Annotated in this window: 26 protein-coding genes; 16 read left to right on the forward strand and 10 right to left on the reverse strand. The window is 63.9% G+C overall.

The window, feature by feature from the left end; translation table 11 throughout:
• Positions 1-61: 61 nt before the first annotated feature.
• The 13 genes from V9K84_RS24260 to V9K84_RS24320 all read left to right on the forward strand — a co-directional run bounded on the left by V9K84_RS24260 (position 62) and on the right by V9K84_RS24320 (position 14,222).
• A complete protein-coding gene (locus V9K84_RS24260) occupies positions 62-2,464 on the forward strand; it encodes a sensor histidine kinase (protein WP_043863763.1) in 2,403 nt (800 codons plus the stop codon).
• A 2-nt stretch (positions 2,465-2,466) separates the two neighbouring features.
• Positions 2,467-3,096, forward strand: a complete 630-nt coding sequence (locus tag V9K84_RS24265; RefSeq protein ID WP_043863764.1) for a response regulator transcription factor — start codon at positions 2,467-2,469, stop codon at positions 3,094-3,096.
• 270 nt (positions 3,097-3,366) lie between these two features.
• On the forward strand, positions 3,367-4,491 hold the full coding sequence (locus V9K84_RS24270) for an ABC transporter ATP-binding protein (RefSeq protein WP_043863765.1): 1,125 nt from the start codon (positions 3,367-3,369) through the stop codon (positions 4,489-4,491).
• A 40-nt stretch (positions 4,492-4,531) separates the two neighbouring features.
• Entirely contained in the window at positions 4,532-5,563 is a 1,032-nt protein-coding gene (locus V9K84_RS24275) for an ABC transporter substrate-binding protein (RefSeq protein ID WP_088514306.1), read from the forward strand.
• Positions 5,564-5,628: 65 nt separating this feature from the next.
• Positions 5,629-6,876, forward strand: coding sequence for an ABC transporter permease (locus V9K84_RS24280; protein ID WP_088514307.1), 1,248 nt, complete (start codon positions 5,629-5,631; stop codon positions 6,874-6,876).
• An 11-nt stretch (positions 6,877-6,887) separates the two neighbouring features.
• Positions 6,888-7,715: an ABC transporter permease gene (locus tag V9K84_RS24285; RefSeq protein ID WP_043863768.1), complete on the forward strand. Its 828-nt coding sequence runs from the start codon at positions 6,888-6,890 to the stop codon at positions 7,713-7,715.
• Positions 7,716-7,875: 160 nt separating this feature from the next.
• Entirely contained in the window at positions 7,876-8,550 is a 675-nt protein-coding gene (gene rpe / locus V9K84_RS24290) for a ribulose-phosphate 3-epimerase (RefSeq protein WP_043863783.1), read from the forward strand.
• Positions 8,547-9,362, forward strand: coding sequence for a phosphoglycolate phosphatase (locus V9K84_RS24295; protein ID WP_043863769.1), 816 nt, complete (start codon positions 8,547-8,549; stop codon positions 9,360-9,362). The genes rpe and V9K84_RS24295 overlap by 4 nt, the downstream gene beginning before the upstream one ends.
• A 70-nt stretch (positions 9,363-9,432) precedes the next feature.
• Positions 9,433-10,914 (forward strand): anthranilate synthase component I, encoded by a 1,482-nt coding sequence (gene trpE / locus V9K84_RS24300; protein WP_078480903.1) that lies wholly within the window; start codon positions 9,433-9,435, stop codon positions 10,912-10,914.
• A gap of 62 nt (positions 10,915-10,976) precedes the next feature.
• Positions 10,977-11,570: an aminodeoxychorismate/anthranilate synthase component II gene (locus V9K84_RS24305; protein WP_043863771.1), complete on the forward strand. Its 594-nt coding sequence runs from the start codon at positions 10,977-10,979 to the stop codon at positions 11,568-11,570.
• 12 nt (positions 11,571-11,582) lie between these two features.
• On the forward strand, positions 11,583-12,632 hold the full coding sequence (trpD, locus tag V9K84_RS24310) for an anthranilate phosphoribosyltransferase (protein ID WP_043863772.1): 1,050 nt from the start codon (positions 11,583-11,585) through the stop codon (positions 12,630-12,632).
• Entirely contained in the window at positions 12,629-13,465 is an 837-nt protein-coding gene (gene trpC / locus V9K84_RS24315) for an indole-3-glycerol phosphate synthase TrpC (protein WP_054915953.1), read from the forward strand. The genes trpD and trpC overlap by 4 nt, the downstream gene beginning before the upstream one ends.
• A gap of 52 nt (positions 13,466-13,517) precedes the next feature.
• Positions 13,518-14,222, forward strand: coding sequence for a lipoate--protein ligase family protein (locus V9K84_RS24320; protein ID WP_058541841.1), 705 nt, complete (start codon positions 13,518-13,520; stop codon positions 14,220-14,222).
• Here V9K84_RS24320 and crp read toward each other — a convergent pair.
• The gene (gene crp / locus V9K84_RS24325) at positions 14,219-14,863 is read right to left on the reverse strand and encodes a cAMP-activated global transcriptional regulator CRP (RefSeq protein WP_043859825.1); all 645 of its coding nucleotides are present in this window, start codon (positions 14,861-14,863) and stop codon (positions 14,219-14,221) included. The genes V9K84_RS24320 and crp overlap by 4 nt on opposite strands.
• A gap of 189 nt (positions 14,864-15,052) precedes the next feature.
• On the opposite strand from crp, the gene V9K84_RS24330 reads away from it, so the two are divergent.
• Positions 15,053-15,475, forward strand: coding sequence for an OsmC family protein (locus tag V9K84_RS24330; RefSeq protein ID WP_043859826.1), 423 nt, complete (start codon positions 15,053-15,055; stop codon positions 15,473-15,475).
• 34 nt (positions 15,476-15,509) lie between these two features.
• Here V9K84_RS24330 and V9K84_RS24335 read toward each other — a convergent pair whose 3' ends face one another.
• The 8 genes from V9K84_RS24335 to hemJ all read right to left on the reverse strand — a co-directional run bounded on the left by V9K84_RS24335 (position 15,510) and on the right by hemJ (position 20,863).
• On the reverse strand, positions 15,510-15,965 hold the full coding sequence (locus tag V9K84_RS24335; RefSeq protein WP_088514308.1) for a hypothetical protein: 456 nt from the start codon (positions 15,963-15,965) through the stop codon (positions 15,510-15,512).
• Entirely contained in the window at positions 15,962-17,002 is a 1,041-nt protein-coding gene (locus tag V9K84_RS24340) for a DUF2157 domain-containing protein (protein WP_078480909.1), read from the reverse strand. The genes V9K84_RS24335 and V9K84_RS24340 overlap by 4 nt, the downstream gene beginning before the upstream one ends.
• Complete coding sequence (coq7, locus tag V9K84_RS24345; RefSeq protein ID WP_054915949.1) at positions 16,999-17,646, reverse strand: 2-polyprenyl-3-methyl-6-methoxy-1,4-benzoquinone monooxygenase; 648 nt, start codon at positions 17,644-17,646, stop codon at positions 16,999-17,001. Before coq7 ends, V9K84_RS24340 begins: the two co-directional genes overlap by 4 nt.
• A 65-nt stretch (positions 17,647-17,711) precedes the next feature.
• Positions 17,712-18,050, reverse strand: a complete 339-nt coding sequence (locus V9K84_RS24350) for a histidine triad nucleotide-binding protein (protein ID WP_043859829.1) — start codon at positions 18,048-18,050, stop codon at positions 17,712-17,714.
• A gap of 73 nt (positions 18,051-18,123) precedes the next feature.
• Positions 18,124-18,897, reverse strand: a complete 774-nt coding sequence (locus tag V9K84_RS24355) for an SDR family oxidoreductase (RefSeq protein ID WP_043859830.1) — start codon at positions 18,895-18,897, stop codon at positions 18,124-18,126.
• A gap of 72 nt (positions 18,898-18,969) precedes the next feature.
• Complete coding sequence (locus tag V9K84_RS24360; protein WP_058541845.1) at positions 18,970-19,431, reverse strand: DUF805 domain-containing protein; 462 nt, start codon at positions 19,429-19,431, stop codon at positions 18,970-18,972.
• A gap of 27 nt (positions 19,432-19,458) precedes the next feature.
• A complete protein-coding gene (locus tag V9K84_RS24365) occupies positions 19,459-20,415 on the reverse strand; it encodes a nitronate monooxygenase family protein (protein WP_088514309.1) in 957 nt (318 codons plus the stop codon).
• A gap of 22 nt (positions 20,416-20,437) precedes the next feature.
• A complete protein-coding gene (gene hemJ / locus V9K84_RS24370) occupies positions 20,438-20,863 on the reverse strand; it encodes a protoporphyrinogen oxidase HemJ (RefSeq protein WP_043859832.1) in 426 nt (141 codons plus the stop codon).
• 139 nt (positions 20,864-21,002) lie between these two features.
• On the opposite strand from hemJ, the gene argC reads away from it, so the two are divergent.
• Together argC and erpA are read left to right on the forward strand one after the other, a co-directional pair.
• A complete protein-coding gene (gene argC / locus V9K84_RS24375; RefSeq protein WP_043859833.1) occupies positions 21,003-22,037 on the forward strand; it encodes an N-acetyl-gamma-glutamyl-phosphate reductase in 1,035 nt (344 codons plus the stop codon).
• A gap of 156 nt (positions 22,038-22,193) precedes the next feature.
• Positions 22,194-22,544 carry an iron-sulfur cluster insertion protein ErpA gene (gene erpA / locus V9K84_RS24380; protein ID WP_043859834.1) on the forward strand — a complete coding sequence of 117 codons (351 nt, stop codon included), beginning with the start codon at positions 22,194-22,196 and terminating at the stop codon, positions 22,542-22,544.
• 55 nt (positions 22,545-22,599) lie between these two features.
• Here erpA and V9K84_RS24385 read toward each other — a convergent pair whose 3' ends face one another.
• Positions 22,600-23,691, reverse strand: coding sequence for an anhydro-N-acetylmuramic acid kinase (locus tag V9K84_RS24385; protein ID WP_043859835.1), 1,092 nt, complete (start codon positions 23,689-23,691; stop codon positions 22,600-22,602).

Below are 23,691 nucleotides of genomic sequence, written 5' to 3' on the forward strand. Positions count from 1 at the left end.
TAATGGTATTTGTCGACGACGGCCATGTTCGATGGCGGTCCCTTCATTGACGAGATTCAAGATGATGCGTTTGCGCTGCCTGTTGTTTATCGGCTGCTTGTGCTGGCCCTTTATGGCGAACGCGGAGCAGGCATCCGTACCGGCTGCGGTACGCCTGGCCCCGGCGCAACAGCAATGGCTCGACCAGCACCGCAGCTTGCGGGTGGGCCTGGTGTTGCAGGCTCCGTTCGCGCAGTTCGACCGGCGCCTGCAGCAGCTGTCGGGTGTCAACGTCGAGCTGATGAACTGGCTGGGCAGGGCATTGGACCTGGACCTGACGTGGCGCAACTTCCCCGACCAGGCCGCGCTCGAGCATGCCCTGGCCGGCGGCGAGATCGACCTGGCGCCAGGGCTGACCCAGACCCCGGCCAGCCTGCGTCGCTGGTTGTTCAGCGACCCCTACATGCGCGTACCGCAGTTGATCGTGGGCCCGCGCAACGGCTCGATGGCAGTGGACCTGGAGCGGCTCGCCGAAAACGAGCGAGTGGCGGTGCGCATGCCCAGTTCGCTGGCCGACTATCTGCGCGCGACCTATTCCAACCTGAATCTTCAAGGCGTGCCGGCCGAGCGCCAGGCCTTGCAGCTATTGCTCAGCGAGCAGGTGCGCTACGCGGTGCTGGATGAAGCGCAGTTGAGCCGGTTGTCGCGCGAGAACGAATTCAGCGATCTGGTGGTGGTGGGCGACATCGGTTTGCCGCAGTTGCTGCGGGTGGGCTCGCGGCGTGACTGGCCGATACTGGCCGACATCATCGAGGTCGGCCTGCAGGCCATCCCGGCCAAGGACCTGGAGCAGTTGCACAACCGCTGGCTGCAACCCCGCTACCCGCGCCTGAGCGAGTCACCGGGGTTCTGGCAGAACCTGGCGTTGCTGTTCGCGGCGCTGTTCTTCAGTTGCGTCTTCATCGTGATCTGGCAGCGGCGCCAGCAACAGCAGTTGGAACTTAATCTGCTGGCTGCGCGGGAAAACATCGCCAAGCGCCTGGCCCGCGAAGAGGCGCTGCGCCTGAGCCAGTTCTCCCTCGACCAGAGCACCGTGGGCATCCTGTGGGTGCATTGGGACAGCCATGTGCGCTACGCCAACCGCGCGGTCGAAAGCATGCTCGGCTATACCTCGGGGGCGCTGAACGATCGCCCGCTGATCGATATCGAGCCCAACCTGCACATGGACCGCTGGCTGGACCTGTGGAAGCGTGCACGGGCCAGCGACGAGGCGGCGCAGCGCTTCGAGACCCAGTGCCTGCGCGCCGATGGCAGCCTGGTACCGGTGGATGTGTCGTTGAGCTTCTTGCGCTTTCGCGATGCCGAATACCTGGTGGTGTTCATCAATGACGTCACCGAGCGCCGCCGTGCCCTGGCGGCGCTGCGCGAGAGCGAGGCGCGGCTCAAGGGCATTGCCGGCAACGTGCCGGGGCTGGTGTTCCGGCTGGAACGTAACCCGGCGATCGGCGACCTGGAGTTCCCCTATATCAGCGAAGGCAGCGAGGCCCTGGTCGGCTACTCGCCCATCGAACTGCAGCACCCGGACATGGGCTTGCGCAACCTGGTGCACAGCGAAGACCGCGCCGACTATCACCGCGTGCAGGACCAGGCGCTGGCCACCGACCAGGACTGGTCGTGGCAGGGCCGCATCGTCACGCGCCAGGGTGAGCAGCGCTGGGCCGACATCAAGGCCAGTACCCGCAATCTGCGCGACGGCCGCGTGGTGTGGGACGGGGTGGTATGGGACATCAGCCAGAGCAAGCGCGCCGAGCTGGAACTGGCGCGCTCCCAGGAGCAGCTGCGCGAACTGTCGGCGCACCTGGAGAGCGTGCGCGAGGAAGAGAAAGCGCGGATCGCTCGCGAGGTGCATGATGAGCTCGGGCAGATGCTGACCGTGCTCAAGCTGGAAACCTCGATGTGCGAGCTGGCCTATGCCGGGCTGGACCCGGGCCTGAACGAGCGCCTGGGCAGCATGAAGCGCCTGATCGCGCAGCTGTTCCAGCTGGTGCGCGACGTCGCCACGGCCTTGCGCCCGCCGATTCTGGATGCCGGCATTGCCTCGGCCATCGAGTGGCAGGCCCGACGTTTCGAGGCCCGCACGCAGATCCCGTGCCTGGTCGAGGTACCGGACAACCTGCCGCCGCTCAGCGACGCCAAGGCCACCAGCCTGTTCCGCATTCTGCAGGAGGCCCTGACCAACGTCATGCGCCACGCCCACGCGCATACTGTGCAGATCAACCTGGGCCTGGACGGTGCGATGCTGTGCCTGACCATCAGCGACGACGGCGTGGGTTTCGTGCAGAGTGACCAGCGCCCGACCTCGTTCGGCCTGGTGGGCATGCGCGAGCGCGTGCTGATGCTGGGCGGCAGCATGCGCCTGGACAGCGAACCGGGCGAGGGCACCACGTTGAGCGTACGCATCCCCCTGAACAACGACAGGAGCTGACAGTGATTCGAGTATTGGTTGCCGAAGACCACACCATCGTGCGCGAGGGCATCAAGCAGTTGATCGGCCTGGCCAAGGACATGCAGGTGGTGGGCGAGGCCGGCAATGGCGAGCAGTTGCTCGAAGCCTTGCGCCACACCGAATGCGAGGTGGTGTTGCTGGATATCTCGATGCCGGGGGTGAACGGGCTGGAGGCGATACCGCGAATTCGCGCGTTGAGCGCGCCGCCGGCGATCCTGGTGCTGTCGATGCATGACGAAGCGCAGATGGCGGCGCGGGCGCTGAAGATCGGCGCGGCGGGGTACGCGACCAAGGACAGTGATCCGGCGCTGCTGCTGACCGCGATTCGCCGGGTGGCGGGGGGCGGGCGCTACATCGATCCGGACCTGGCCGACCGCATGGTGTTCGAGGTGGGGCTGACGGATTCGCGCCCCCTGCACTCGATGCTGTCGGAGCGCGAGTTCTCGGTGTTCGAACGGTTGGCCCAGGGGGCGAACGTCAACGATATTGCCCAGCAGCTGGCGCTGAGCAACAAGACCATCAGCACCCACAAGGCGCGCCTGATGCAGAAGCTGAATGTGACTTCGCTGGCCGAGCTGGTGAAGTATGCGATGGAGCACAAGCTGGTGTGAGTGTTCCAAAAACGACATCGGGTTGATCCCTTCGCTGGCAAGCCAGCCGCCACAGGTTCGGCGTGTACCGACAAACCTTGTGGGGGCGGGCTTGCCAGCGAAGGGGGCAGCACGGCTATCAACGTGTCTGAAAACGCCACCCTTGTAGGGCAATCCCTACCCGCAAGTTTCCATCCGGCTGATGGCATTCTCTCAGCACCCCCGATTTGCGCCACCTTCTGCCTTCTCTAGTCTTGGGTCACAGCAGTCATCCAACAAGAAGGTGCAGGTATGAGTGAGGTGAATTCGAACGCTGCAACCGGCGAAGTGCTGGTCAGCTTCCGTGGTGTGCAGAAGAGCTACGACGGCGAGTCGCTGATCGTCAAAGACCTGAATCTGGATATTCGCAAAGGCGAGTTCCTGACCCTGCTCGGCCCCTCGGGCTCGGGCAAGACCACCAGCCTGATGATGCTGGCAGGGTTCGAAACCCCTACCGCCGGCGAGATCCTGCTGGACGGGCGTTCGATCAACAACGTGCCGCCGCACAAGCGCGACATCGGCATGGTGTTCCAGAACTATGCGTTGTTCCCGCACATGACCGTGGCCGAGAACCTGGCCTTCCCGCTGAGCGTGCGCAACCTGAGCAAGACCGACATCAGCGAGCGGGTCAAGCGCGTGCTGAACATGGTGCAGCTCGAAACCTTCGCCCAGCGCTACCCCGGCCAGCTTTCCGGCGGCCAGCAGCAGCGTGTTGCGCTGGCTCGCGCCCTGGTGTTCGAACCGCAACTGGTACTGATGGACGAACCCCTCGGCGCCCTCGACAAGCAGCTGCGCGAACACATGCAGATGGAAATCAAGCACCTGCACCAGCGTCTGGGCGTGACCGTTGTCTACGTGACCCACGACCAGGGCGAAGCGCTGACCATGTCCGACCGTGTGGCCGTGTTCCACCAGGGCGAGATCCAGCAGATCGCCGACCCGCGCACCCTGTATGAAGAGCCGAAGAATACCTTCGTGGCCAACTTCATCGGCGAGAACAACCGTATCAACGGGCGTCTGCTCAGCCAGACCGGTGATCGCTGCCTGGTGGCGCTGCCCCGTGGCGAGAAGGTCGAGGCACTGGCCGTCAACGTCGGCCAGCCGGGCGAGCCGGTCACCCTGTCGATCCGTCCGGAGCGCGTGCGCCTGAACGGTCACAGCGAAAGCTGCGTCAACCGCTTCTCTGGGCGGGTGGCCGAATTCATCTACCTGGGCGACCACGTGCGGGTGCGTCTGGAAGTGTGCGGCAAGGCGGACTTCTTCGTGAAGCAACCCATCGCCGAACTCGACCCGGCCCTGGCCGTGGGCGATGTGGTGCCACTGGGCTGGGAGGTCGAGCACGGTCGCGCACTCGATCCTATTCTGGAAGCCCAGTGAGGATCGCCTCACCCATCCCAGCAACGCGGAGAGAACAATAATGAACAAACACTTGAAGCTGACCGCTCTGACCCTGGGCCTGTTCGCAGCAAGCCAGGCCATCGCCGCCGACCTGACCGTGGTCGCGTTCGGGGGGGCCAACAAGGCAGCCCAGGTCAAGGCGTTCTACGAGCCGTGGGAAAAGGCCGGCAACGGCAAGATCATCCCCGCCGATTACAACGGTGAAATGGCCAAGGTCAAGGCCATGGTCGACACCAAGAGCGTGAGCTGGAACCTGGTGGAGGTGGAGTCGCCGGAACTGGCCCGCGGTTGTGACGAAGGCATGTTCGAGCAGCTCGACCCGGCCCTGTTCGGCGATGAGTCCGACTATGTGGCCGGCGCCATCCAGCCGTGTGGCGTGGGCTTCTTCGTGTGGTCGACCGTCATGGCCTACAACGCCGACAAACTCAAGACTGCGCCCACCAGCTGGGCGGATTTCTGGGATACCCAGAAGTTCCCGGGCAAGCGCGGCCTGCGCAAGGGTGCCAAGTACACCCTGGAATTCGCGCTGATGGCCGACGGCGTGGCACCTAAAGACGTCTACAAGGTGCTGGGCACCAAGGAAGGCCAGGACCGCGCCTTCAAGAAGCTCGACGCCCTCAAGCCAAACATCCAGTGGTGGGAAGCGGGTGCACAGCCGCCGCAGTACCTGGCCTCGGGCGACGTGGTGATGAGCTCGGCCTACAACGGTCGCATCGCTGCGGTGCAGAAGGAAAGCAACCTGAAGGTGGTATGGAACGGCGGTATCTACGACTTCGATGCCTGGGCCATTCCGAAGGGCGCGAAAAACCTCGAGGACGCCAAGAAGTTCATCGCCTTCTCGATCCAGCCCGAGCAGCAGAAGGAGTTCTCCTCGAACATCGCCTACGGTCCGGCCAACAGCAAGGCCGTGGCGTTGCTGACGGATGAGGTCAAGAAGGACATGCCGACCACGCCGGAGAACATCGCCAATCAGGTGCAGATCGACGTGGTGTTCTGGGCTGACAACAGCGAGCAGCTGGAACAACGCTTCAACGCCTGGGCGGCCAAGTAAGCCGTGCCAATGGGGCGTCGGCATCGTGCTGACGCCTCTTGTTTCCAAGATTTTCGGAGTTCGCTATGGCCATCGCAGTGCCCCTGAACGAAGGCGCAGGTTCCAACCTCAAGAAGCGCCTGGCGCGTGCTGAACGCGTCAACCGCTGGAAGGCAAAAGCATTGATCGCACCGCTGGCAGTGTTTCTGCTGCTGGTTTTCATCGTGCCGATCGCCGCGCTGCTGTACAAGAGCGTCGGCAACCCCGAGGTGGTTGGCGGCTTGCCGCGCACCGTCGCCGCGGTGGCTGAATGGGACGGCAAGAGCCTGCCTGGCGAGAACGTGTACAAGGCCCTCAGCGAAGACCTCGCCGAATCGCGCAAGAACCAGACCCTGGGCGATGTTTCCAAGCGTCTGAACATGGAGCTGGCCGGCTACCGCAGCCTGCTGGCCAAGACTGCCCGGGCCCTGCCGTTCAAGACCGAGCCGCAATCCTACAAGGATGCGTTGCAGGAGCTGGACGAGCGTTGGGGCGACCCGGCCTACTGGCAGGCGATCCGCCGCAACACCAGCAGCGTGACGCCGTTCTACCTGCTGGCCTCGGTGGACCACCGTATCGATGACCTGGGCGAGCTGGCGCCGACCACCCCGGACCAGGCCATCTACCTCGACATCTTTGCCCGCACCCTGTGGATGGGCCTGGTGATCACCGTCATCTGCCTGGCGTTGGCGTACCCGCTGGCCTACCTGCTGGCCAACCTGCCGACCCGGCAGAGCAACCTGCTGATGATCCTGGTGTTGCTGCCGTTCTGGACCTCGATCCTGGTGCGGGTGGCGGCGTGGATCGTGTTGCTCCAGTCCGGGGGGCTGATCAACAGCGGCCTGATGGCGCTGGGGCTGATCGACAAGCCGATGGAACTGGTGTTCAACCGTACCGGCGTGTACATCTCGATGGTCCACATTCTGCTGCCGTTCATGATTTTGCCGATCTACAGCGTGATGAAGGGCATTTCCCCGACCTACATGCGTGCGGCGATCTCCCTGGGTTGCCATCCGTTCGCCAGCTTCTGGCGGGTGTACCTGCCGCAGACCTATGCCGGCGTCGGCGCAGGCTGCCTGCTGGTGTTCATCCTGGCGATCGGCTACTACATCACCCCGGCACTGCTGGGCAGCCCGAACGACCAGATGGTCAGCTACTTTGTCGCCTTCTACACCAACACCAGCATCAACTGGGGCATGGCCACCGCGCTGGGCGGGTTGCTGTTGCTGGCCACCGTGCTGTTGTACCTGATCTATAGCTGGCTGGTTGGCGCAAGCCGCCTGCGTCTGAGCTGAGGAGCGTTGTCATGCTGAGCCCTTACATGTCGCCCGTCGAACGGGTCTGGTACTACAGTTTGCGCATCCTTTGCGGGCTGGTGCTGCTGTTCCTGGTGTTGCCGGTACTGGTGATCATCCCGTTGTCGTTCAACTCGGGAAGCTTCCTGGTGTATCCGCTGCAAGGCTTCTCGCTGCAGTGGTACCAAGACTTCTTCGGTTCGGCCGAGTGGATGCGCGCCCTCAAGAACAGCATCATCGTGGCCCCGGCGGCGACGCTGCTGGCGATGGTGTTCGGCACCCTGGCCTCGATCGGCCTGACCCGTGGCGACTTCCCCGGCAAATCGCTGGTGATGGCGCTGGTGATCTCGCCGATGGTAGTACCGGTGGTGATCATCGGTGTGGCCAGCTACCTGTTCTTCGCCCCGCTGGGCCTGGGCAACAGCTTCACCTCGCTGATTCTGGTGCATGCGGTGCTGGGTGTACCGTTCGTGATCATCACGGTGTCGGCCACCCTGCAAGGCTTCAACCACAACCTGGTACGGGCTGCGGCCAGCCTGGGCGCCTCGCCGGTCACCACGTTCCGCCGGGTGACCCTGCCGCTGATCGCCCCGGGTGTGATCTCGGGGGCCCTGTTCGCCTTCGCGACATCGTTCGACGAGGTGGTGGTGACGCTGTTCCTCGCCGGGCCGGAGCAGGCCACGCTGCCACGCCAGATGTTCAGCGGTATCCGCGAGAACCTGAGCCCGACCATTGCTGCAGCGGCGACCTTGCTGATCGCGTTCTCGGTGGTGCTGTTGCTGACCCTGGAATGGCTGCGCGGGCGTGGCGAGAAGCTGCGTACCCAACAGCCGGGCTGAAACAGACGACCCTTCGCCGGCAGGGCTGGCTCCTGTAGGAGCCGGCCTTGCCGGCGAAGTGGGCACCACCGATCCTGATCCAGGCTTGATGCCAGTCAGCCCCTGACGGTTTGCCTGAGGTACAATGCGCGCCACCGTGATTCTGCCCAACAGGTGCGCCATGCAGCCCTACGCTATTGCCCCCTCCATCCTCTCAGCCGACTTTGCCCGCCTGGGCGAAGAAGTCGACAAGGTGCTCGAAGCCGGCGCCGACATCGTCCACTTCGACGTGATGGACAACCACTACGTTCCCAACCTTACCATCGGTCCGATGGTGTGCAGCGCCCTGCGCAAGTACGGCGTGACCGCGCCGATCGACGCACACCTGATGGTCACCCCGGTGGACCGCATCATCGGCGACTTCATCGAAGCCGGCGCCACCTACATCACCTTCCACCCCGACGCCACCCTGCACGTCGATCGCTCGCTGCAGCTGATCCGTGACGGCGGCTGCAAGGCGGGCCTCGTGTTCAACCCGGCTGCCTCGCTGGATGCGCTCAAGTACGTGATGGACAAGGTCGACATGATCCTGCTCATGAGCGTCAACCCGGGCTTTGGCGGCCAGAAGTTCATTCCGGCCACCCTCGACAAGCTGCGCGAAGCCCGCGCGCTGATCGATGCCAGCGGGCGTGATATCCGCCTGGAGATCGACGGTGGGGTCAACGTCAACAATATCCGTGAAATCGCCGCTGCTGGCGCCGACACCTTCGTGGCCGGCTCGGCGATCTTCAATGCCCCGGACTACAAAGAGGTGATCGCCAGGATGCACGCCGAACTGGCCCTGGCCCGCCCATGAGCGGCTTCGAGCAGCTGTTCCCCGGGGGCCTGCCCAAGCTGGTGATGTTCGACCTGGATGGCACCCTGATCGATTCGGTGCCGGACCTGGCGGCCGCCGTGGATCACATGCTGCTCGAAATGGGGCGCCAGCCCGCCGGTGTCGCCGCCGTGCGCGAATGGGTCGGTAATGGCGTGCAGGTGCTGGTGCGCCGCGCCCTGGCCGGCAGCATCGAGCATGCCGGGGTGGACGACGATGAGGCCGCGCGCGGGCTCGAGCTGTTCATGCAGGCCTATGCCGACAACCATGAATTGACGGTGGTCTACCCCGGCGTGCGTGACACCCTCAAGTGGCTGCACAAGCAGGGCGTGGAAATGGCCTTGATCACCAACAAGCCGGAGCGCTTCGTCGCCCCCTTGCTGGACCAGATGAAGATCGGGCGATACTTTCGCTGGATCATCGGCGGCGACACCCTGCCGCAGAAGAAACCCGACCCCGCCGCATTGCTGTTCGTGATGCAGATGGCCAACGTGGCGCCGGCCCAGGCGCTGTTCGTGGGCGACTCGCGCAGTGATGTGCTGGCGTCCCGGGCGGCAGGGGTGCAGTGCGTGGCGCTCAGCTACGGCTACAACCATGGCCGCCCGATCAGCGAGGAGTCGCCCGCGCTGGTGATCGATGACCTGCGCGCGCTGCTGCCTGGTTGCTTAGATTCGGCCACTGAGCTAATGTCGGACGATCAATCCCCCCCTGATAGAGATTCCATCGTGGTGGCACCCGGCAAACTCTGGATGAAAGTCATCAAGGCCCTGGCCCGTTGGCGTTGGCGCGCCTGACTTTTTTCTGGCCGGCCTGATCCGGCGCGTTTGCCTGTACGACCTATTGCCCCATTGCCACGAGGCTATCATGACCCGCGAAGAATTCCTGCGCCTGGCCGCTGCCGGCTACAACCGCATTCCCCTGGCCTGCGAAACCCTGGCCGACTTCGACACGCCGCTGTCGATCTACCTGAAACTGGCCGACCAGCCCAACTCCTACCTGCTCGAATCGGTGCAGGGCGGCGAGAAGTGGGGGCGTTATTCGATCATCGGCCTGCCATGTCGCACCGTGTTGCGCGTGCATGACCATCAGGTGCGCATCACCCATGACGGTGTCGAGATCGAGCAGCATGAAGTCGAAGACCCGCTGGCCTTCGTCGAGGCGTTCAAGGAACGCTACAACGTACCGACCATCGACGGCCTGCCGCGCTTCAACGGTGGCCTGGTGGGGTATTTCGGCTACGACTGCGTGCGCTATGTAGAGAAGCGCCTGGGCAAGTGCCCTAATCCCGATCCGCTGGGCGTGCCGGACATCCTGCTGATGGTGTCGGACGCCGTGGTGGTGTTCGACAACCTGGCCGGCAAGATGCACGCCATCGTGCTGGCCGACCCCGCCCAGGACAACGCCTACGAGAATGGCCTGGCGCGTCTTGAAGAACTGCTCGAACAACTGCGCCAGCCGATCGCCCCGCGTCGCGGCCTGGCCCTGGGCGGCCCTCTGGCTGCTGAGCCGGAGTTTCGCTCAAGCTTCACCCAGGCCGACTACGAACGCGCCGTCGATACCGTCAAGGAGTACATCCTGGCCGGCGACTGCATGCAGGTGGTGCCCTCGCAGCGCATGTCCATCGACTTCAAGGCCGCGCCCATCGACCTGTACCGCGCGTTGCGCTGCTTCAACCCCACGCCGTACATGTACTTCTTCAACTTCGGCGACTTCCATGTGGTGGGCAGCTCGCCGGAAGTGCTGGTGCGGGTCGAAGACAACCTGGTCACCGTGCGCCCGATCGCCGGCACCCGGCCGCGTGGTGCCAACGAGGAGGCCGACCGAGCGCTGGAGCAGGACCTGCTGTCGGACGCCAAGGAGATCGCCGAGCACCTGATGCTGATCGACCTGGGCCGCAACGACACCGGTCGCGTTTCCGAAACCGGCTCGGTCAAGGTCACCGAGAAGATGGTGATCGAGCGTTACTCCAACGTGATGCACATCGTGTCCAACGTCACCGGCCAGCTCAAGCAGGGCCTGAGCGCGATGGACGCGCTGCGTGCCATTCTGCCCGCCGGCACCCTGTCGGGGGCGCCGAAGATCCGCGCCATGGAAATCATCGACGAGCTGGAGCCGGTCAAGCGTGGCGTGTACGGCGGCGCCGTCGGCTACCTGGCCTGGAACGGCAACATGGATACCGCCATTGCCATCCGCACCGCCGTGATCAAGGACGGTGAGCTGCATGTGCAGGCTGGTGGCGGCATCGTCGCCGACTCGGTGCCGGCGCTGGAGTGGGAAGAAACCATCAACAAGCGTCGGGCGATGTTCCGCGCGGTAGCCTTGGCTGAACAGACACCGCTCAGCTGAGAAGGGCGCCGCTGCGGCGCAACACAGAATTCAGAGTCGCCAGACTCAAGAGGTTGACCCAGATGTTACTGATGATCGACAACTACGACTCCTTCACCTACAACGTCGTGCAGTACTTCGGCGAGCTGGGTGCAGAGGTCAAGGTCATTCGCAATGACGAACTGACCATCGCCCAGATCGAGGCACTGCAGCCCGAGCGCATTGTGGTCTCCCCTGGCCCGTGCACCCCGACCGAGGCCGGTGTATCGCTCCAAGCCATCCTGCACTTTGCCGGCAAGCTGCCGATCCTGGGCGTGTGCCTGGGCCACCAGTCCATCGGCCAGGCTTTTGGCGGTGATGTGGTACGGGCGCGCCAGGTGATGCACGGCAAGACCAGCCCCGTGTCGCACATCGACCAGGGTGTGTTCGCAGGCTTGAACAACCCGTTGACGGTGACCCGCTACCATTCCCTGGTGGTCAAGCGCGAAACGCTGCCCGAGTGCCTGGAAGTGACTGCCTGGACCACCCTGGACGACGGCTCGGTCGACGAGATCATGGGCCTGCGTCACAAGACACTGAACATCGAAGGGGTGCAGTTCCACCCCGAGTCGATTCTTACCGAGCAGGGCCACGAGCTGTTCGCCAACTTCCTCAAGCAGACCGGCGGCCGCCGCTAAGGATTTGACACCATGGATATCAAGAGCGCGCTGGGCCGCATCGTTGGTCACCTGGACCTGAGCACCGAGGAAATGCGCGATGTGATGCGCGAAATCATGACCGGCCAGTGCAGCGAGGCGCAGATCGGCGCTTTCATGATGGGCATGCGCATGAAGAGCGAAAGCATCGACGAGATCGTCGGTGCGGTATCGGTGATGCGCGAGCTGGCCGACCAGGTACAACTGCAGACCCTGGACCAGGTGGTCGATGTGGTCGGTACCGGTGGCGACGGCGCCAATATCTTCAACGTTTCCACCGCCTCGGCATTTGTCGTGGCCGCTGCCGGCTGCACCGTGGCCAAGCACGGCAACCGTGCGGTATCGGGCAAGAGCGGCAGCGCCGACCTGCTCGAGGCCGCCGGTATCTACCTGAACCTGACGCCAGTGCAGGTCGCGCGTTGCATCGACAGCGTCGGTATCGGCTTCATGTTCGCCCAGACCCACCACAAGGCGATGAAATATGCCGCCGCCCCGCGTCGTGACCTGGGGCTGCGCACGCTGTTCAACATGCTCGGCCCGCTTACGAATCCGGCCGGGGTCAGGCACCAGGTGGTCGGCGTGTTCACCCAGGCATTGTGCCGGCCGCTGGCCGAGGTGCTGCAACGCCTGGGCAGCAAGCATGTGCTGGTGGTGCACTCCAAGGACGGCCTTGACGAATTCAGCCTGGCCGCGCCGACCTTCGTTGCGGAACTGAAGAACGGCGAAATCACCGAGTACTGGGTAGAGCCCGAAGACTTGGGCATGAAGAGCCAGAGCCTGCACGGCCTGGCGGTAGACAGCCCGGCCGCGTCGCTGGAGTTGATTCGCGATGCCCTGGGGCGCCGCAAGACCGAAAACGGTCAGAAGGCGGCAGAAATGATCGTGCTCAATGCCGGCGCTGCGCTGTATGCCGCCGACCATGCCATGAGCCTCAAGCAAGGCGTCGAGCTGGCCCATGATGCACTGCACACCGGGCTGGCGCGAGAAAAGCTCGAAGAGCTGGGCGCCTTTACCGCGGTATTCAAGCAGGAGAATGAAGAGTGAGCGTACCGACGGTTCTGGAAAACATCCTGGCGCGCAAGGTTCAGGAAGTGGCCGAGCGCAGTGCCCGCGTCAGCCTGGCTGAACTCGAGCGCCTGGCGGCCGTCGCCGATGCGCCGCGCGGGTTCGCCAATGCGCTGATCGAGCAGGCAAAGCGCAAGCAGCCGGCAGTGATCGCCGAGATCAAGAAGGCATCGCCGAGCAAGGGCGTGATTCGCGAAGACTTCGTGCCGGCCGACATTGCCGTCAGTTATGAAAAGGGCGGGGCCACCTGCCTGTCGGTGCTTACCGATATCGATTACTTCCAGGGCGCCGATGCATACCTGCAGCAGGCGCGCGCCGCGTGCACGTTGCCGGTGATCCGCAAGGACTTCATGATCGATCCTTATCAGATCGTCGAGGCCCGTGCGCTGGGTGCCGATTGCGTGCTGCTGATCGTCTCGGCGCTGGATGACGTGAAGATGGCCGAGCTGGCGGCCACGGCGAAGAGCGTAGGGCTGGATGTATTGGTCGAAGTGCACGACGGCGACGAGCTGGAGCGTGCGCTGAAAACCCTGGATACACCGCTGGTGGGCGTGAACAACCGCAACCTGCACACCTTCGAGGTGAGCCTGGAAACCACCCTCGACCTGCTGCCGCGCATCCCGCGTGATCGCCTGGCAATCACCGAAAGTGGCATTTTCAATCGGGCAGACGTCGAGCTGATGGAGATCAACGAGGTCTACTCGTTCCTGGTGGGCGAAGCGTTCATGCGTGCCGAGCACCCGGGGCTGGAACTGCAGCGCCTGTTCTTCCCCGAGCGCGTGGTGCACAACCCGGCGCAAGGCCTGGACTGATCCACACTGAAGCCGGCGTTGCCGGCTTTTTTGTATCGACAAGGTGGGTGTGATGACTGAACAAGCTGTTGCGGTGACGGTGGAGGCGGGCCTGCAGGCCGAGCAGGACCTGCTGGCGGCTGTGTGCAAGGGCGAAAAGCAACATGGCCTGCTGTTCTGGCAGCCGACGGACCGCGCGCTGGTGATGCCGCGGCGCATGAGCCGGCTGGAAGGTTTCGAGGCCGCCTGCACCGAATTGGCCGTTGCCGGCTGGCCGGTGCTGCTGCGCGAGACCGGCGGTGAGCCAGTGCCGCAGTCGGCTGCGACAATCAATATCGCGTTGGTGTATGTGGCGCCGCGCAGCGAGGGTGATCACGGTCGTATCGAGAAGGCCTACGAGCGGCTGTGCCTGCCGCTTTGCGAGGTGCTGCGCGAATGGGGCGGGCTGGCGTCGGTGGGGGAGATCGAGGGGGCGTTCTGCGATGGGCGCTACAACGTCAACCTCAATGGTCGCAAGCTGGTCGGCACGGCGCAGCGTTGGCGTCAGGGCCTGGGCGGCAAGCGCCCGGTGGTGCTGGTGCATGGCGCCTTGCTGCTGGACAACGAGCGCGAGTCGATGGTGGCGGCAGTCAATCGCTTCAATGAATGCTGCGAGCTTGAGCAGCGCTGCCGCGCCGACAGCCATATCGCCCTGCATGAAGTGGTGCCCCAGGCACCGCTGCTGGCGCGCCTGGAGCAGGCCTACTCGCAGGTGATCGCGGCGATCGAGCGCGATTAACGGGTGCCGAAGACCACCATGGTCTTGCCTTTGACATGCACCAGGTTACGTTCTTCGAGGTCCTTTAGCACGCGGCCGACCATCTCTCGCGAGCAACCGACGATGCGGCCGATTTCCTGGCGGGTGATCTTGATCTGCATGCCGTCGGGGTGGGTCATGGCATCGGGCTGCTTGCACAGCTCCAGCAGGCAGCGGGCCACCCGACCGGTCACGTCGAAAAACGCCAGGTCGCCGACCTTCTGCGTGGTGTTGCGCAGGCGCTGGGCCATCTGGCTGCCCAGGGCGTAAAGGATGTCCTGGTCCTGGCGGGCCAGTTCACGGAATTTCTCGTAGCTGATTTCAGCCACTTCGCATTCGGTCTTGGCGCGTACCCAGGCGCTGCGCTGGTGTTCCTTGCCGATGGGTTCGAACAGGCCCAGCTCACCGAAAAAATCGCCACTGTTGAGGTAGGCGATGATCATCTCGCGGCCTTCCTCGTCCTCGATCAGGATGGTCACCGAGCCCTTGACGATGAACGACAGGGTATCGGCCCGATCACCAGCGCAGATGATGTTGTTCTTGGCTGCAAAGCGGCGACGCTGGCAGTGGGCGAGCAACTTGTCGATGTTCTTGATCTTGGCTGGAAGGGTTGTTGCAACCATGGCTGAATCCTGGAAAGACGCGACGCGTGGGCATTCTTGTCGACCGCTGGGCGCAGGTGCCAGCAGTTTGGCGCCAGCTTATCAGACGCCTGTAGGTGTATCGGCATATTTACTCGAACGCTTAGCCTTTTCGCACGTGCGCGCAAGGTCTAAGCTGACAGCCTTTTTCAAAGCAAGGGAATCCGGGTGATGAAGGCGCGTATCCAGTGGGCAGGCGAAGCCATGTTTCTTGGCGAATCGGGCAGTGGCCATGTAGTGGTCATGGATGGTCCACCCGAGAGTGGTGGGCGCAACCTGGGCGTGCGGCCGATGGAGATGCTCCTGCTGGGCCTGGGTGGCTGCAGCAATTTCGACGTGGTGAGCATTCTGAAGAAATCGCGCCAGGCGGTAGAGAGCTGCGAGGCGTTTCTCGAGGCCGAGCGGGCCGACGAGGACCCTAAGGTGTTCACAAAGATTCATCTGCGCTTTGTGGTCAAGGGCCGCGGCCTGAAGGAGGCCCAGGTCAAGCGCGCGGTGGAGTTGTCGGCCGAGAAGTACTGCTCGGCATCGATCATGCTGGGGCGCGCCGGGGTCGAGATCACCCACGCCTACGAGATTGTCGAGCTGGGTTGATCGTCGCGTGGCCATTCGCCGGTAACGCGGGCTGCTACAGGCGGATGCCGCTTCCCTTGTAGGAGCCAGCCTTGCTGGCGAAGCGCTCCAGCGCAAACAGCAGCATCAGCCCCGGTACCAGCGCCAGCAACCACCAGTGCAGGTTCAGCACCAGCAGCCCGAGTACTTCGCTTGTGCTCCAGGTATTGCCGAACGCGGTGGAGAACAGCTCGCACAGCAGCCAGGCACTGACGGCCGCAATGGCAGCAAACACGCCGCCCAATACGCGGCGCCGGCGGATGATGCTGCCCAGCAACACGAACAGCAGCATTCCGGGTACACAGAACAGCGCCAGATCCAGCGCGCTGTTGTCGGAATCGCCCAGATAGGGCAGCGACATGCTGAAGGGCGTTTCGCGCAGGCTTGCGGTCATCGCCAAGATGAACAGGTAGCCCACCAGCACCAACCCCATGCTTTGCAGCGCTCGAATCAGCAGCAGGCGCACCCTCATCGACGAAGCCCCGGCAACAGGTCGAGCAGGCCGTTCGGCAGCAGTGCGCGAAGGTTTGTACTCAGGCGTTCGCGATGCTTCTGGTAGAGCAGGCCAAGGCCGATGACCCCCAGGCCGATCATGCTCAGCACTACCGGGAACAGCAGCGAGTCGGCGAATACGTCATACGACAGGTAGCCAAGGTAGGCCGAAACGCCCATGGCCCCGAACACCATGAACAATGGCCGGCGCAGCAGCACGGCGACCGCCATCAGCCCCAGGTTGATCAGGCAGTACAGCGCCTTGCCGAACTCGCTGTCACTGTCCATCGAGGTCAGCCCGCCCCAGAAGGCCAGCAGCCCGGCCAGATAACCCCAGAACGCATAGTCCTCGCGGGTTCGGCCATCGATGCCGAGGAACACCAGCAACAGACCGAGGCCGAACCAAAGCGAAACCTTCTGGCGTTGCGCCCAGTTGAACGGCTCGCCGTAGATCCACTCGGTCAGGTCCATCGACATGAACCACAGCGCCACGGCGATGGGCATCACGATGAACGGGAAGGGGATCAGGCGCAGCATCAGCAGGCCGGCGATCACGGTGGCCGCTTCCATCAGCAGCCAGCCGCCCTGCACGTAGGTGTAGTAGCTGTGGTAGTGAGTCTGGGTATCGTCCAGGGGCCAGAAGCCGGTAAGGCGCTCGAGGGCGAACACCGCCAGCGGTACAATGCTGACCGCCACCGCTGCCAGCAGACCGGCAGGAATACGCTGGCCGCGGCGCTGAAGTGCCAGGCCACCGCCAGTCAACACGGCCATGTAGGCCAACGCGATCAGCAACAGTGCGCTGTCGCCGATGCGCATCCAGGCCTCGCTCAGCAGCCAGCCCATGGCCCCCATGATCAGCAGGGCGCCGAAGTAGAACGCGACATGGGCCAGCTGGAAACTGGGCCGTTGTGCGGGCTGGCGCTTGAGGAATTCAAGCAGGGCCTTGTCCTGGCCCGGGTTCAGTACGCCGGCATCGACGGCGCGGGCCAGGTCCCTGGCATCGAAGTGTTCCATCAGATTCGATAGGTGCTCTTGGTCATGACCTTGGCCATCAGGCTCATGCCGAACTTGACCGGTGCGGGGAAGCGAAAGCCGCCGGCATCCAGTGCCGACTCGGCGTGCTGCTCTTCATCGACGCGCATCTGTTCGAGGATTGCGCGGGACTTTTCGTCCTCGGCCGGGATCTGTTCCAGGTGCTCGTCCAGGTGCTTGCACACCTGGTGCTCGGTGGCCGCGACGAAACCGAGGCTGACCTTGTCGCTGATCAGGCCGGCGACAGCGCCGATGCCGAACGACATGCCATAGAACAGCGGGTTGAGAACGCTCGGGTGGCTGCCCAGTTGGCGGATGCGTTGCTCGCACCAGGCCAGGTGGTCGATTTCTTCCTCGGCGGCATGTTCCATCGCCTTGCGTACCTGCGGCAGCTTGGCAGTCAGGGCCTGGCCCTGGTACAGCGCCTGGGCACAGACTTCACCGGTGTGGTTGATGCGCATCAGGCCGGCGACGTGGCGGGTCTGGTCGTCGCTCAGGTCGGCGTCTGGCTGGATGATCGCAGGCGACGGGCGGGACGGTTGGCCGCTGAAGGGGAGCAAGGTGCGCATGGCGGTATCGGCCTGCAGCAACAAGCGGTCGAGCGGCGAATAGTGACGTTCGGTAGCCATCGGGCACCTCCGCAAGAATGTGCCCGACAGTTTAACCCAATCCAGATGACAGGGCTTGCGTTGGATCAGCCCGGCGGCCAGGTCATCTGGCGCTGGCCGAGCACGTGCATGTGGATGTGGTAGACGGTCTGTCCACCCTGCTCGTTGCAGTTCATCACCACGCGGAAACCGTCCTCGCAACCCAGTTCCTTGGCCAGTCGCTGGGCGGTGAACAGGATATGACCGGCCAGACCCTTGTCTTCTTCGGTGAGGTCGTTGAGGGTGCGGATCGGCTTTTTCGGGATGACCAGAAAGTGCACCGGCGCCTGGGGGGCGATATCGTGGAAGGCCAGAACCTGGTCGTCCTCGTAGATGATCCTGGCCGGAATCTCCCGGTTGATGATCTTGGTGAACAGAGTTTCCACAACGCTTGCTCCATGGTGGGGTTCGGGCTTGAGTGTACTCAGGCGCCGCTTGCTCGCCCAGTGCCGATTCGCTTCAGCGTGGGCAGTAGGCCCGGTTGATTGCGCCGGCCAGCTTGCGCGCAAGCCAGCGCGACAGCCAACGCGGGCTGGCGGCCAGCCAGCGGTTGCGCCGACCGGGGATGATCAGTGCGCGGTTCTTTTCCAGTGCGCGCACGGTGTACAGGGCCACTTCCTCGGGGCTCATGCAGCGGTTGCCGTTGTCCAGCCGGGGGATGCGCCGCAGCGGCGATCGAACCGGGCCGGGGCATAACACCGAAACCTTGATACCGGTCTGCTTGAGTTCCTCGCGCAGGCCTTCGGAAAAATGCAGCACATAAGCCTTGCTCGCCGCATAGGTGGTCATCCAGGGGCCGGGAGCGAAGGCGGCCAGCGACGCGACGTTGAGGATCTGCCCGCCACCCTGCACCGCCATCGCGTTGCCCAGCGCATGGCACAGGCGGGTGAGGGCGAGGATGTTGACCTCGATGATGTCCTGCTCGTCGCCCCATTCCTGGGCCAGGAAGTGCCCGTAGGTGCGGATGCCGGCGCAGTTGACCAGCAGGTCGATCTGTCTGTCACCTTCCTCGAGCTCCAGCAGAAAGCCGGACAGGCGCAATGGCTCGCCCAGGTCGCAGGCGCGCAGCAGCACTTCCACGCCGAAGCGCTGGGTCAGTTCCAGGGCGATGCTTTCCAGCAGATCGCGCTGCCGGGCCACCAGTATCAGGTTGCGCCCCCGGCGCGCGAGGGCCTCGGCCAATGCCAGGCCCAGGCCACTGGAGGCGCCGGTGATCATGGCGTAACGGGTCATGCAGTTCTCCAATCGGCAGGGGGCGGTGCGGCTGGCGCCTAGTTTACAGACTGGAGCAGGTAAAGGCTGCGGTCAGCCGTTGAGGGCAGTCATGTAGATACCCCACGCCATGAACGGTATCCACAGCGAGGCCACCACGATAACCGCCTTGGTGTTGGGGGGCGGTGGCGGCCCGTAACGATTGCTGGCTGGGTTGCCGGGAATCAACAGCAGGGCCAGGAAAACCAGGTTGCCGATGTAGTAGGGGATCAGGGTCAACAGGCTGTACCAGCCATTGAAGCCCAGGTCGTTCAGGCGCCGGGCGATGAACACCAGGCTGAAGATCTTGGCGGCCAGCAACATCGGCACGATGGCGGCGGCCAGGTCTTTGGAGAGCGAGGACATCAGTGCGACCAGCAGCACCGTCCCGAACACTGCGCCAATCAGCACCAGGCTCCAGGCCAGTAGCCGCACCCTGCCAATGCGGCCGCGCACGCTCATGACCCTGAGCTTTTCGTTGTTCAGTTGAAGGGGGTTGATGTAGGTGTCGCGCATCGGGCTTCCTTTGCCGTTGAGAGTGGTTCAGCCAGGCCGGTGGTGGCCCAGCTGGATCGCCGCGGCCTGGGCCTGGCGGTATTCGTGGTCGAGTCGAGCGATCAGTTGATCAACCGTGCCCAGGCTGTCGATGGCGCCGACGCCCTGGCCGGCGGACCATACGGTCTTCCAGGCCTTGGCCTCGTCATCCAGTGGCTTGAGCCGGCTTTCGCCCGACTTGCCCAGAGCGTTGAGGTCGAACCCGGCGTTTTCCAGGCTCTGGCGCATGAAGCTGGCCGGCACCCCGGACACTGCGGCGGTGTGGATGATATCGGCTGCCTTGGCATCCAGCAGCATTTGTTTGTAGGCGTCAGGCGCCTGGCTTTCGGTACTGCCAATGAAGTGGGTGCCCATGTACGCGAGATCCGCGCCCAGCAGTTGCGCGGCCAGAACTTCGTGACCGCTGTTCAGGCAGCCTGCCAGCAGCAGCGTCTTGTCGAAGAACTGGCGAATTTCGGCAATCAGGGCAAAAGGACTCCACGTACCGGCGTGACCACCGGCTCCCGCCGCCACGGCGATCAGGCCGTCCACGCCGGCCTCGGCGGCTTTCTCGGCATGGCGCCGGGTGGTCACGTCATGGAACACCAGGCCGCCATAGCCGTGGACGGCATCGACCACTTCCTTTACCGCACCCAGGCTGGTGATGACGATGGGCACGCGGTGCTCGATGCAGATCGCAAGATCGGCCTGCAGGCGCGGGTTGCTGGGGTGCACGATGAGGTTCACCGCATAGGGCGCGGGGTTGTCGAGCCCGGCCAGGCCCGCCTCTATCTGCTCCAGCCAGGCCCTGAAGCCGGCACTGTCACGCTGGTTGAGCGCCGGGAAGCTGCCCACCACGCCATTGCTGCAGCAGGCCAGGACCAGCTGTGGATTGGAAATCAGGAACATCGGCGCTACCACCACGGGCAGGCGCAGGCGTTGTTCAAGCAGGGCGGGCAATGACATGGCGGGCTCTCGGAGTGGAGGATCAGAACGGTTTGACCACGACCAGGATGACGATGAGCAACAGGATGACCACAGGCACTTCATTGAACCAGCGGAAGTACACATGGCTGCGGGTGTTTTCGCCGCGCGCGAAGCGCTTCACGTTGGCGCCGCACATGTGATGGTAGCCGGTCAGCAGAATGATCAGGGTCAGCTTGGCGTGCATCCAGCCCTGCTTGAGGAAGTCGGGGTTGAGGCTGAGCAGCCAGATGCCGAACACGAAAGTCGCGATCATTGCCGGGCCCATGATGCCGCGGTACAGCTTGCGCTCCATGGTGACGAAGCGTTCCTGGCTGATGGTGTCCTGGCTCTGGGCGTGATAGACGAACAGGCGAGGGAGGTAGAACAGGCCGGCAAACCAGCAGACGACACTGACGATGTGCAGGGCTTTGATCCAGAGAAACAGCATTTTTAGGTAGTCCTTCAGGTTCACGGTCGTCAGATAGTAGTGGCTTGTGTGTGCAGGCGTCACCCGAACGGTTGTTACCAAGGCTGTGGGCCCATATTATCCGTGGTTTTCCAGTCGGTTCGTTGAAAGGGGCAGGTATATGGTCAAGGTCGGTATCGTCGGCGGCACGGGTTACACCGGTGTCGAGCTGCTGCGTCTGTTGGCACAGCATCCACAGGCTGAAGTGGCAGTCATCACCTCGCGTTCCGAAGCGGGCCTGCCGGTGGCCGAGATGTACCCGAACCTGCGTGGCCACTACGACAACCTGGCTTTCAGCGTGCCGGACACCAAGACCCTGGCGGCCTGTGACGTGGTGTTCTTCGCCACCCCGCACGGCGTGGCCCATGCACTGGCCGGCGAGTTGCTGGCAGCCGGCACCAAGGTCATCGACCTGTCGGCCGACTTCCGACTGCAGGACGCCGATGAGTGGGCGCAGTGGTACGGCCAGCCCCACGGCGCGCCAGAGCTGCTCAAGGATGCGGTGTATGGCCTGCCGGAAGTGAACCGCGAGCAGATCCGCAGCGCCCGCCTGATCGCCGTGCCGGGTTGCTACCCCACCGCGACCCAGCTGGGGTTCCTGCCGTTGCTGGAAGCGGGCATTGCTGATGCCTCGCGCCTGATTGCCGACTGCAAGTCTGGGGTCAGTGGTGCAGGCCGCGGTGCCAGCGTTGGCTCGCTGTTCTGTGAAGCCGGTGAAAGCATGAAGGCCTACGCGGTGAAAGGCCACCGCCATCTGCCCGAGATCCGTCAGGGCCTGCGCCGGGCAGCCGGTGGTGATGTCGGCCTGACGTTCGTGCCTCACCTGACGCCGATGATCCGCGGTATTCATTCGACGTTGTATGCCACCGTCGCCGACACCTCGGTCGACCTGCAGGCGCTGTTCGAAAAACGCTACGCCAATGAGCCGTTCGTCGACGTGATGCCAGCCGGCAGCCACCCGGAAACCCGCAGCGTGCGCGGGGCCAACGTATGCCGCATTGCCGTGCATCGCCCGCAAGGGGGTGATCTGGTGGTGGTGTTGTCGGTAATCGACAACCTCGTGAAGGGGGCATCGGGCCAGGCGGTACAGAACCTGAACATTCTGTTCGGTCTGGACGAGCGTATGGGCCTGTCCCACGCCGGGCTGCTGCCTTAAGGCGCAACCGGCAGGCTGCAAGCGGGCATAGGGCGGCATTTGCCGCTTGTCGCTTGCGGCCTGCCGCTGCTTCTATTGTTGACCGATTTTCTCGGAGAAGCGGATAATGCGCGTCATCACGCATTAAGGCGGCAACAGCGCCGGGAGAAAGTCAGCATGAGCGTCGAATCCTTCACCCCCACGATTTTGCAATTCACGCAGGGTGCCGCGCACAAGGTGAAGACCCTGGTCGATGAAGAGGGCAATGATCGCCTCAAATTGCGCGTGTTCGTGACCGGTGGCGGTTGCTCGGGCTTCCAGTACGGCTTCACCTTCGACGAAGATGTGGCTGAAGACGACACCATCGTCGAGCGCGAGGGTGTTGCCCTGGTGGTCGACCCGATGAGCTTCCAGTACCTGGCGGGCGCGGAAGTGGACTACCAGGAAGGTCTGGAAGGTTCGCGTTTCGTCATCAAGAACCCGAACGCCACCACCACCTGCGGTTGCGGCTCTTCGTTCTCGATCTGAGTTACAGGCAATACTGCTGACGCCGCGCCTCTGCGCGGCGTTTTGCTGTGTGCGTTCAGGCGGGGTAGATCGCGCCCAGAACGCGCAGGCCCTTGGCGCCAGTAACACTGGGGCGGTTGGCGGCGATGCCCTCCAGGCAGCAGTGTGCCAGCCAGGCGAAGGCCATGGCTTCCACCCAGTCTGGATCGACGCCGTTGATGGCAGTGCTGCTGACCCGGGCGTTGGGCAGCAGGCAGGCCAGACGCTTCATCAGTGTGCCGTTGTGGGCGCCGCCGCCACAGACCAGCAGCGCCTGGGTGGCTGTCTGCGCCGCCTGCAGCGAGCTGACGATGCTATGGGCGGTAAGTTCGAGCAGGGTGGCCTGCACGTCGGCATCGCTGCCGGGAGGCTGGCCGGCCAGGTGCTTGCGCAGCCATGTCAGGTTGAACACCTCGCGGCCGGTACTCTTGGGGCCGGTGCCGGCAAAGAACGGATCGCTGAGCAGGCTGGCGAGCAGCCCGGGGATGACGTGGCCTGTGGCCGCCCAGGCGCCGTCGGCATCATAGCCGTGACCTTGTTTCTCGTTGATCCAGGCATCCAGCAGTACGTTGCCCGGGCCACAGTCGAAGCCGCTGACCGGCTTGCCGGTCTCGATCAGGCTCAGGTTGCTAAAGCCGCCGACGTTGAGTACTGCCAGGCGCTCGCCCTGATTGTCGAACAGCGCTTCGTGAAAGGCCGGCACCAAGGGGGCCCCCTGGCCGCCGGCAGCCACGTCGCGGCGGCGAAAATCGCTGACCACTGTAATCCCGGTCAGCTCTGCCAGCAGCGCCGGGTTGCCGATCTGCACGGTGAAGCCCTGGGCTGGCTCGTGGCGAATGGTCTGTCCGTGGCTGCCAATAGCGCGGATATCTGCAGGCTGCAGGTGCTGTTCGGCCAGCAATTGCTGAATGCCCTCGGCGGCCAGTCTCACCCAGGCAGCCTCGGCCAGGGCGGCGCGGGCAATTTCGTCGGGGCCGCTGGCGCACAGCGCGAGCAAGTCGTCGCGCAGCGCCTGGGGCATCGGAATGTAATGGGTGGCGAGCAGCGTGAGACGCTGCTCCTGTCTGATCAAGGCGATGTCCAGGCCATCGAGGCTGGTGCCGGACATCACTCCCAGATACAGAGCCAT

The sequence above is a fragment of the Pseudomonas sp. AE27 genome (genome assembly GCF_037113495.1).
In the GTDB taxonomy this organism is placed as follows: Bacteria; Pseudomonadota; Gammaproteobacteria; order Pseudomonadales; family Pseudomonadaceae; genus Aquipseudomonas; species Aquipseudomonas palmensis.

What these genes read in the sequence shown, in the direction of transcription:
- V9K84_RS24320 (WP_058541841.1), top strand. Translation starts at nt 13,518, where the DNA reads ATGACTGAACAAGCTGTTGCGGTGACGGTGGAGGCGGGCCTGCAGGCC.
- V9K84_RS24305 (WP_043863771.1), top strand. Translation starts at nt 10,977, where the DNA reads ATGTTACTGATGATCGACAACTACGACTCCTTCACCTACAACGTCGTG.
- coq7 (WP_054915949.1), bottom strand. Translation starts at nt 17,646, where the DNA reads ATGGCTACCGAACGTCACTATTCGCCGCTCGACCGCTTGTTGCTGCAG.
- hemJ (WP_043859832.1), bottom strand. Translation starts at nt 20,863, where the DNA reads ATGCTGTTTCTCTGGATCAAAGCCCTGCACATCGTCAGTGTCGTCTGC.
- V9K84_RS24295 (WP_043863769.1), top strand. Translation starts at nt 8,547, where the DNA reads ATGAGCGGCTTCGAGCAGCTGTTCCCCGGGGGCCTGCCCAAGCTGGTG.
- V9K84_RS24355 (WP_043859830.1), bottom strand. Translation starts at nt 18,897, where the DNA reads ATGACCCGTTACGCCATGATCACCGGCGCCTCCAGTGGCCTGGGCCTG.
- argC (WP_043859833.1), top strand. Translation starts at nt 21,003, where the DNA reads ATGGTCAAGGTCGGTATCGTCGGCGGCACGGGTTACACCGGTGTCGAG.
- V9K84_RS24365 (WP_088514309.1), bottom strand. Translation starts at nt 20,415, where the DNA reads ATGTCATTGCCCGCCCTGCTTGAACAACGCCTGCGCCTGCCCGTGGTG.
- crp (WP_043859825.1), bottom strand. Translation starts at nt 14,863, where the DNA reads ATGGTTGCAACAACCCTTCCAGCCAAGATCAAGAACATCGACAAGTTG.
- V9K84_RS24260 (WP_043863763.1), top strand. Translation starts at nt 62, where the DNA reads ATGATGCGTTTGCGCTGCCTGTTGTTTATCGGCTGCTTGTGCTGGCCC.
- V9K84_RS24270 (WP_043863765.1), top strand. Translation starts at nt 3,367, where the DNA reads ATGAGTGAGGTGAATTCGAACGCTGCAACCGGCGAAGTGCTGGTCAGC.
- V9K84_RS24275 (WP_088514306.1), top strand. Translation starts at nt 4,532, where the DNA reads ATGAACAAACACTTGAAGCTGACCGCTCTGACCCTGGGCCTGTTCGCA.
- V9K84_RS24360 (WP_058541845.1), bottom strand. Translation starts at nt 19,431, where the DNA reads ATGCGCGACACCTACATCAACCCCCTTCAACTGAACAACGAAAAGCTC.
- trpE (WP_078480903.1), top strand. Translation starts at nt 9,433, where the DNA reads ATGACCCGCGAAGAATTCCTGCGCCTGGCCGCTGCCGGCTACAACCGC.
- trpD (WP_043863772.1), top strand. Translation starts at nt 11,583, where the DNA reads ATGGATATCAAGAGCGCGCTGGGCCGCATCGTTGGTCACCTGGACCTG.
- V9K84_RS24335 (WP_088514308.1), bottom strand. Translation starts at nt 15,965, where the DNA reads ATGAGGGTGCGCCTGCTGCTGATTCGAGCGCTGCAAAGCATGGGGTTG.
- V9K84_RS24285 (WP_043863768.1), top strand. Translation starts at nt 6,888, where the DNA reads ATGCTGAGCCCTTACATGTCGCCCGTCGAACGGGTCTGGTACTACAGT.
- V9K84_RS24280 (WP_088514307.1), top strand. Translation starts at nt 5,629, where the DNA reads ATGGCCATCGCAGTGCCCCTGAACGAAGGCGCAGGTTCCAACCTCAAG.
- V9K84_RS24330 (WP_043859826.1), top strand. Translation starts at nt 15,053, where the DNA reads ATGAAGGCGCGTATCCAGTGGGCAGGCGAAGCCATGTTTCTTGGCGAA.
- erpA (WP_043859834.1), top strand. Translation starts at nt 22,194, where the DNA reads ATGAGCGTCGAATCCTTCACCCCCACGATTTTGCAATTCACGCAGGGT.
- rpe (WP_043863783.1), top strand. Translation starts at nt 7,876, where the DNA reads ATGCAGCCCTACGCTATTGCCCCCTCCATCCTCTCAGCCGACTTTGCC.
- V9K84_RS24385 (WP_043859835.1), bottom strand. Translation starts at nt 23,691, where the DNA reads ATGGCTCTGTATCTGGGAGTGATGTCCGGCACCAGCCTCGATGGCCTG.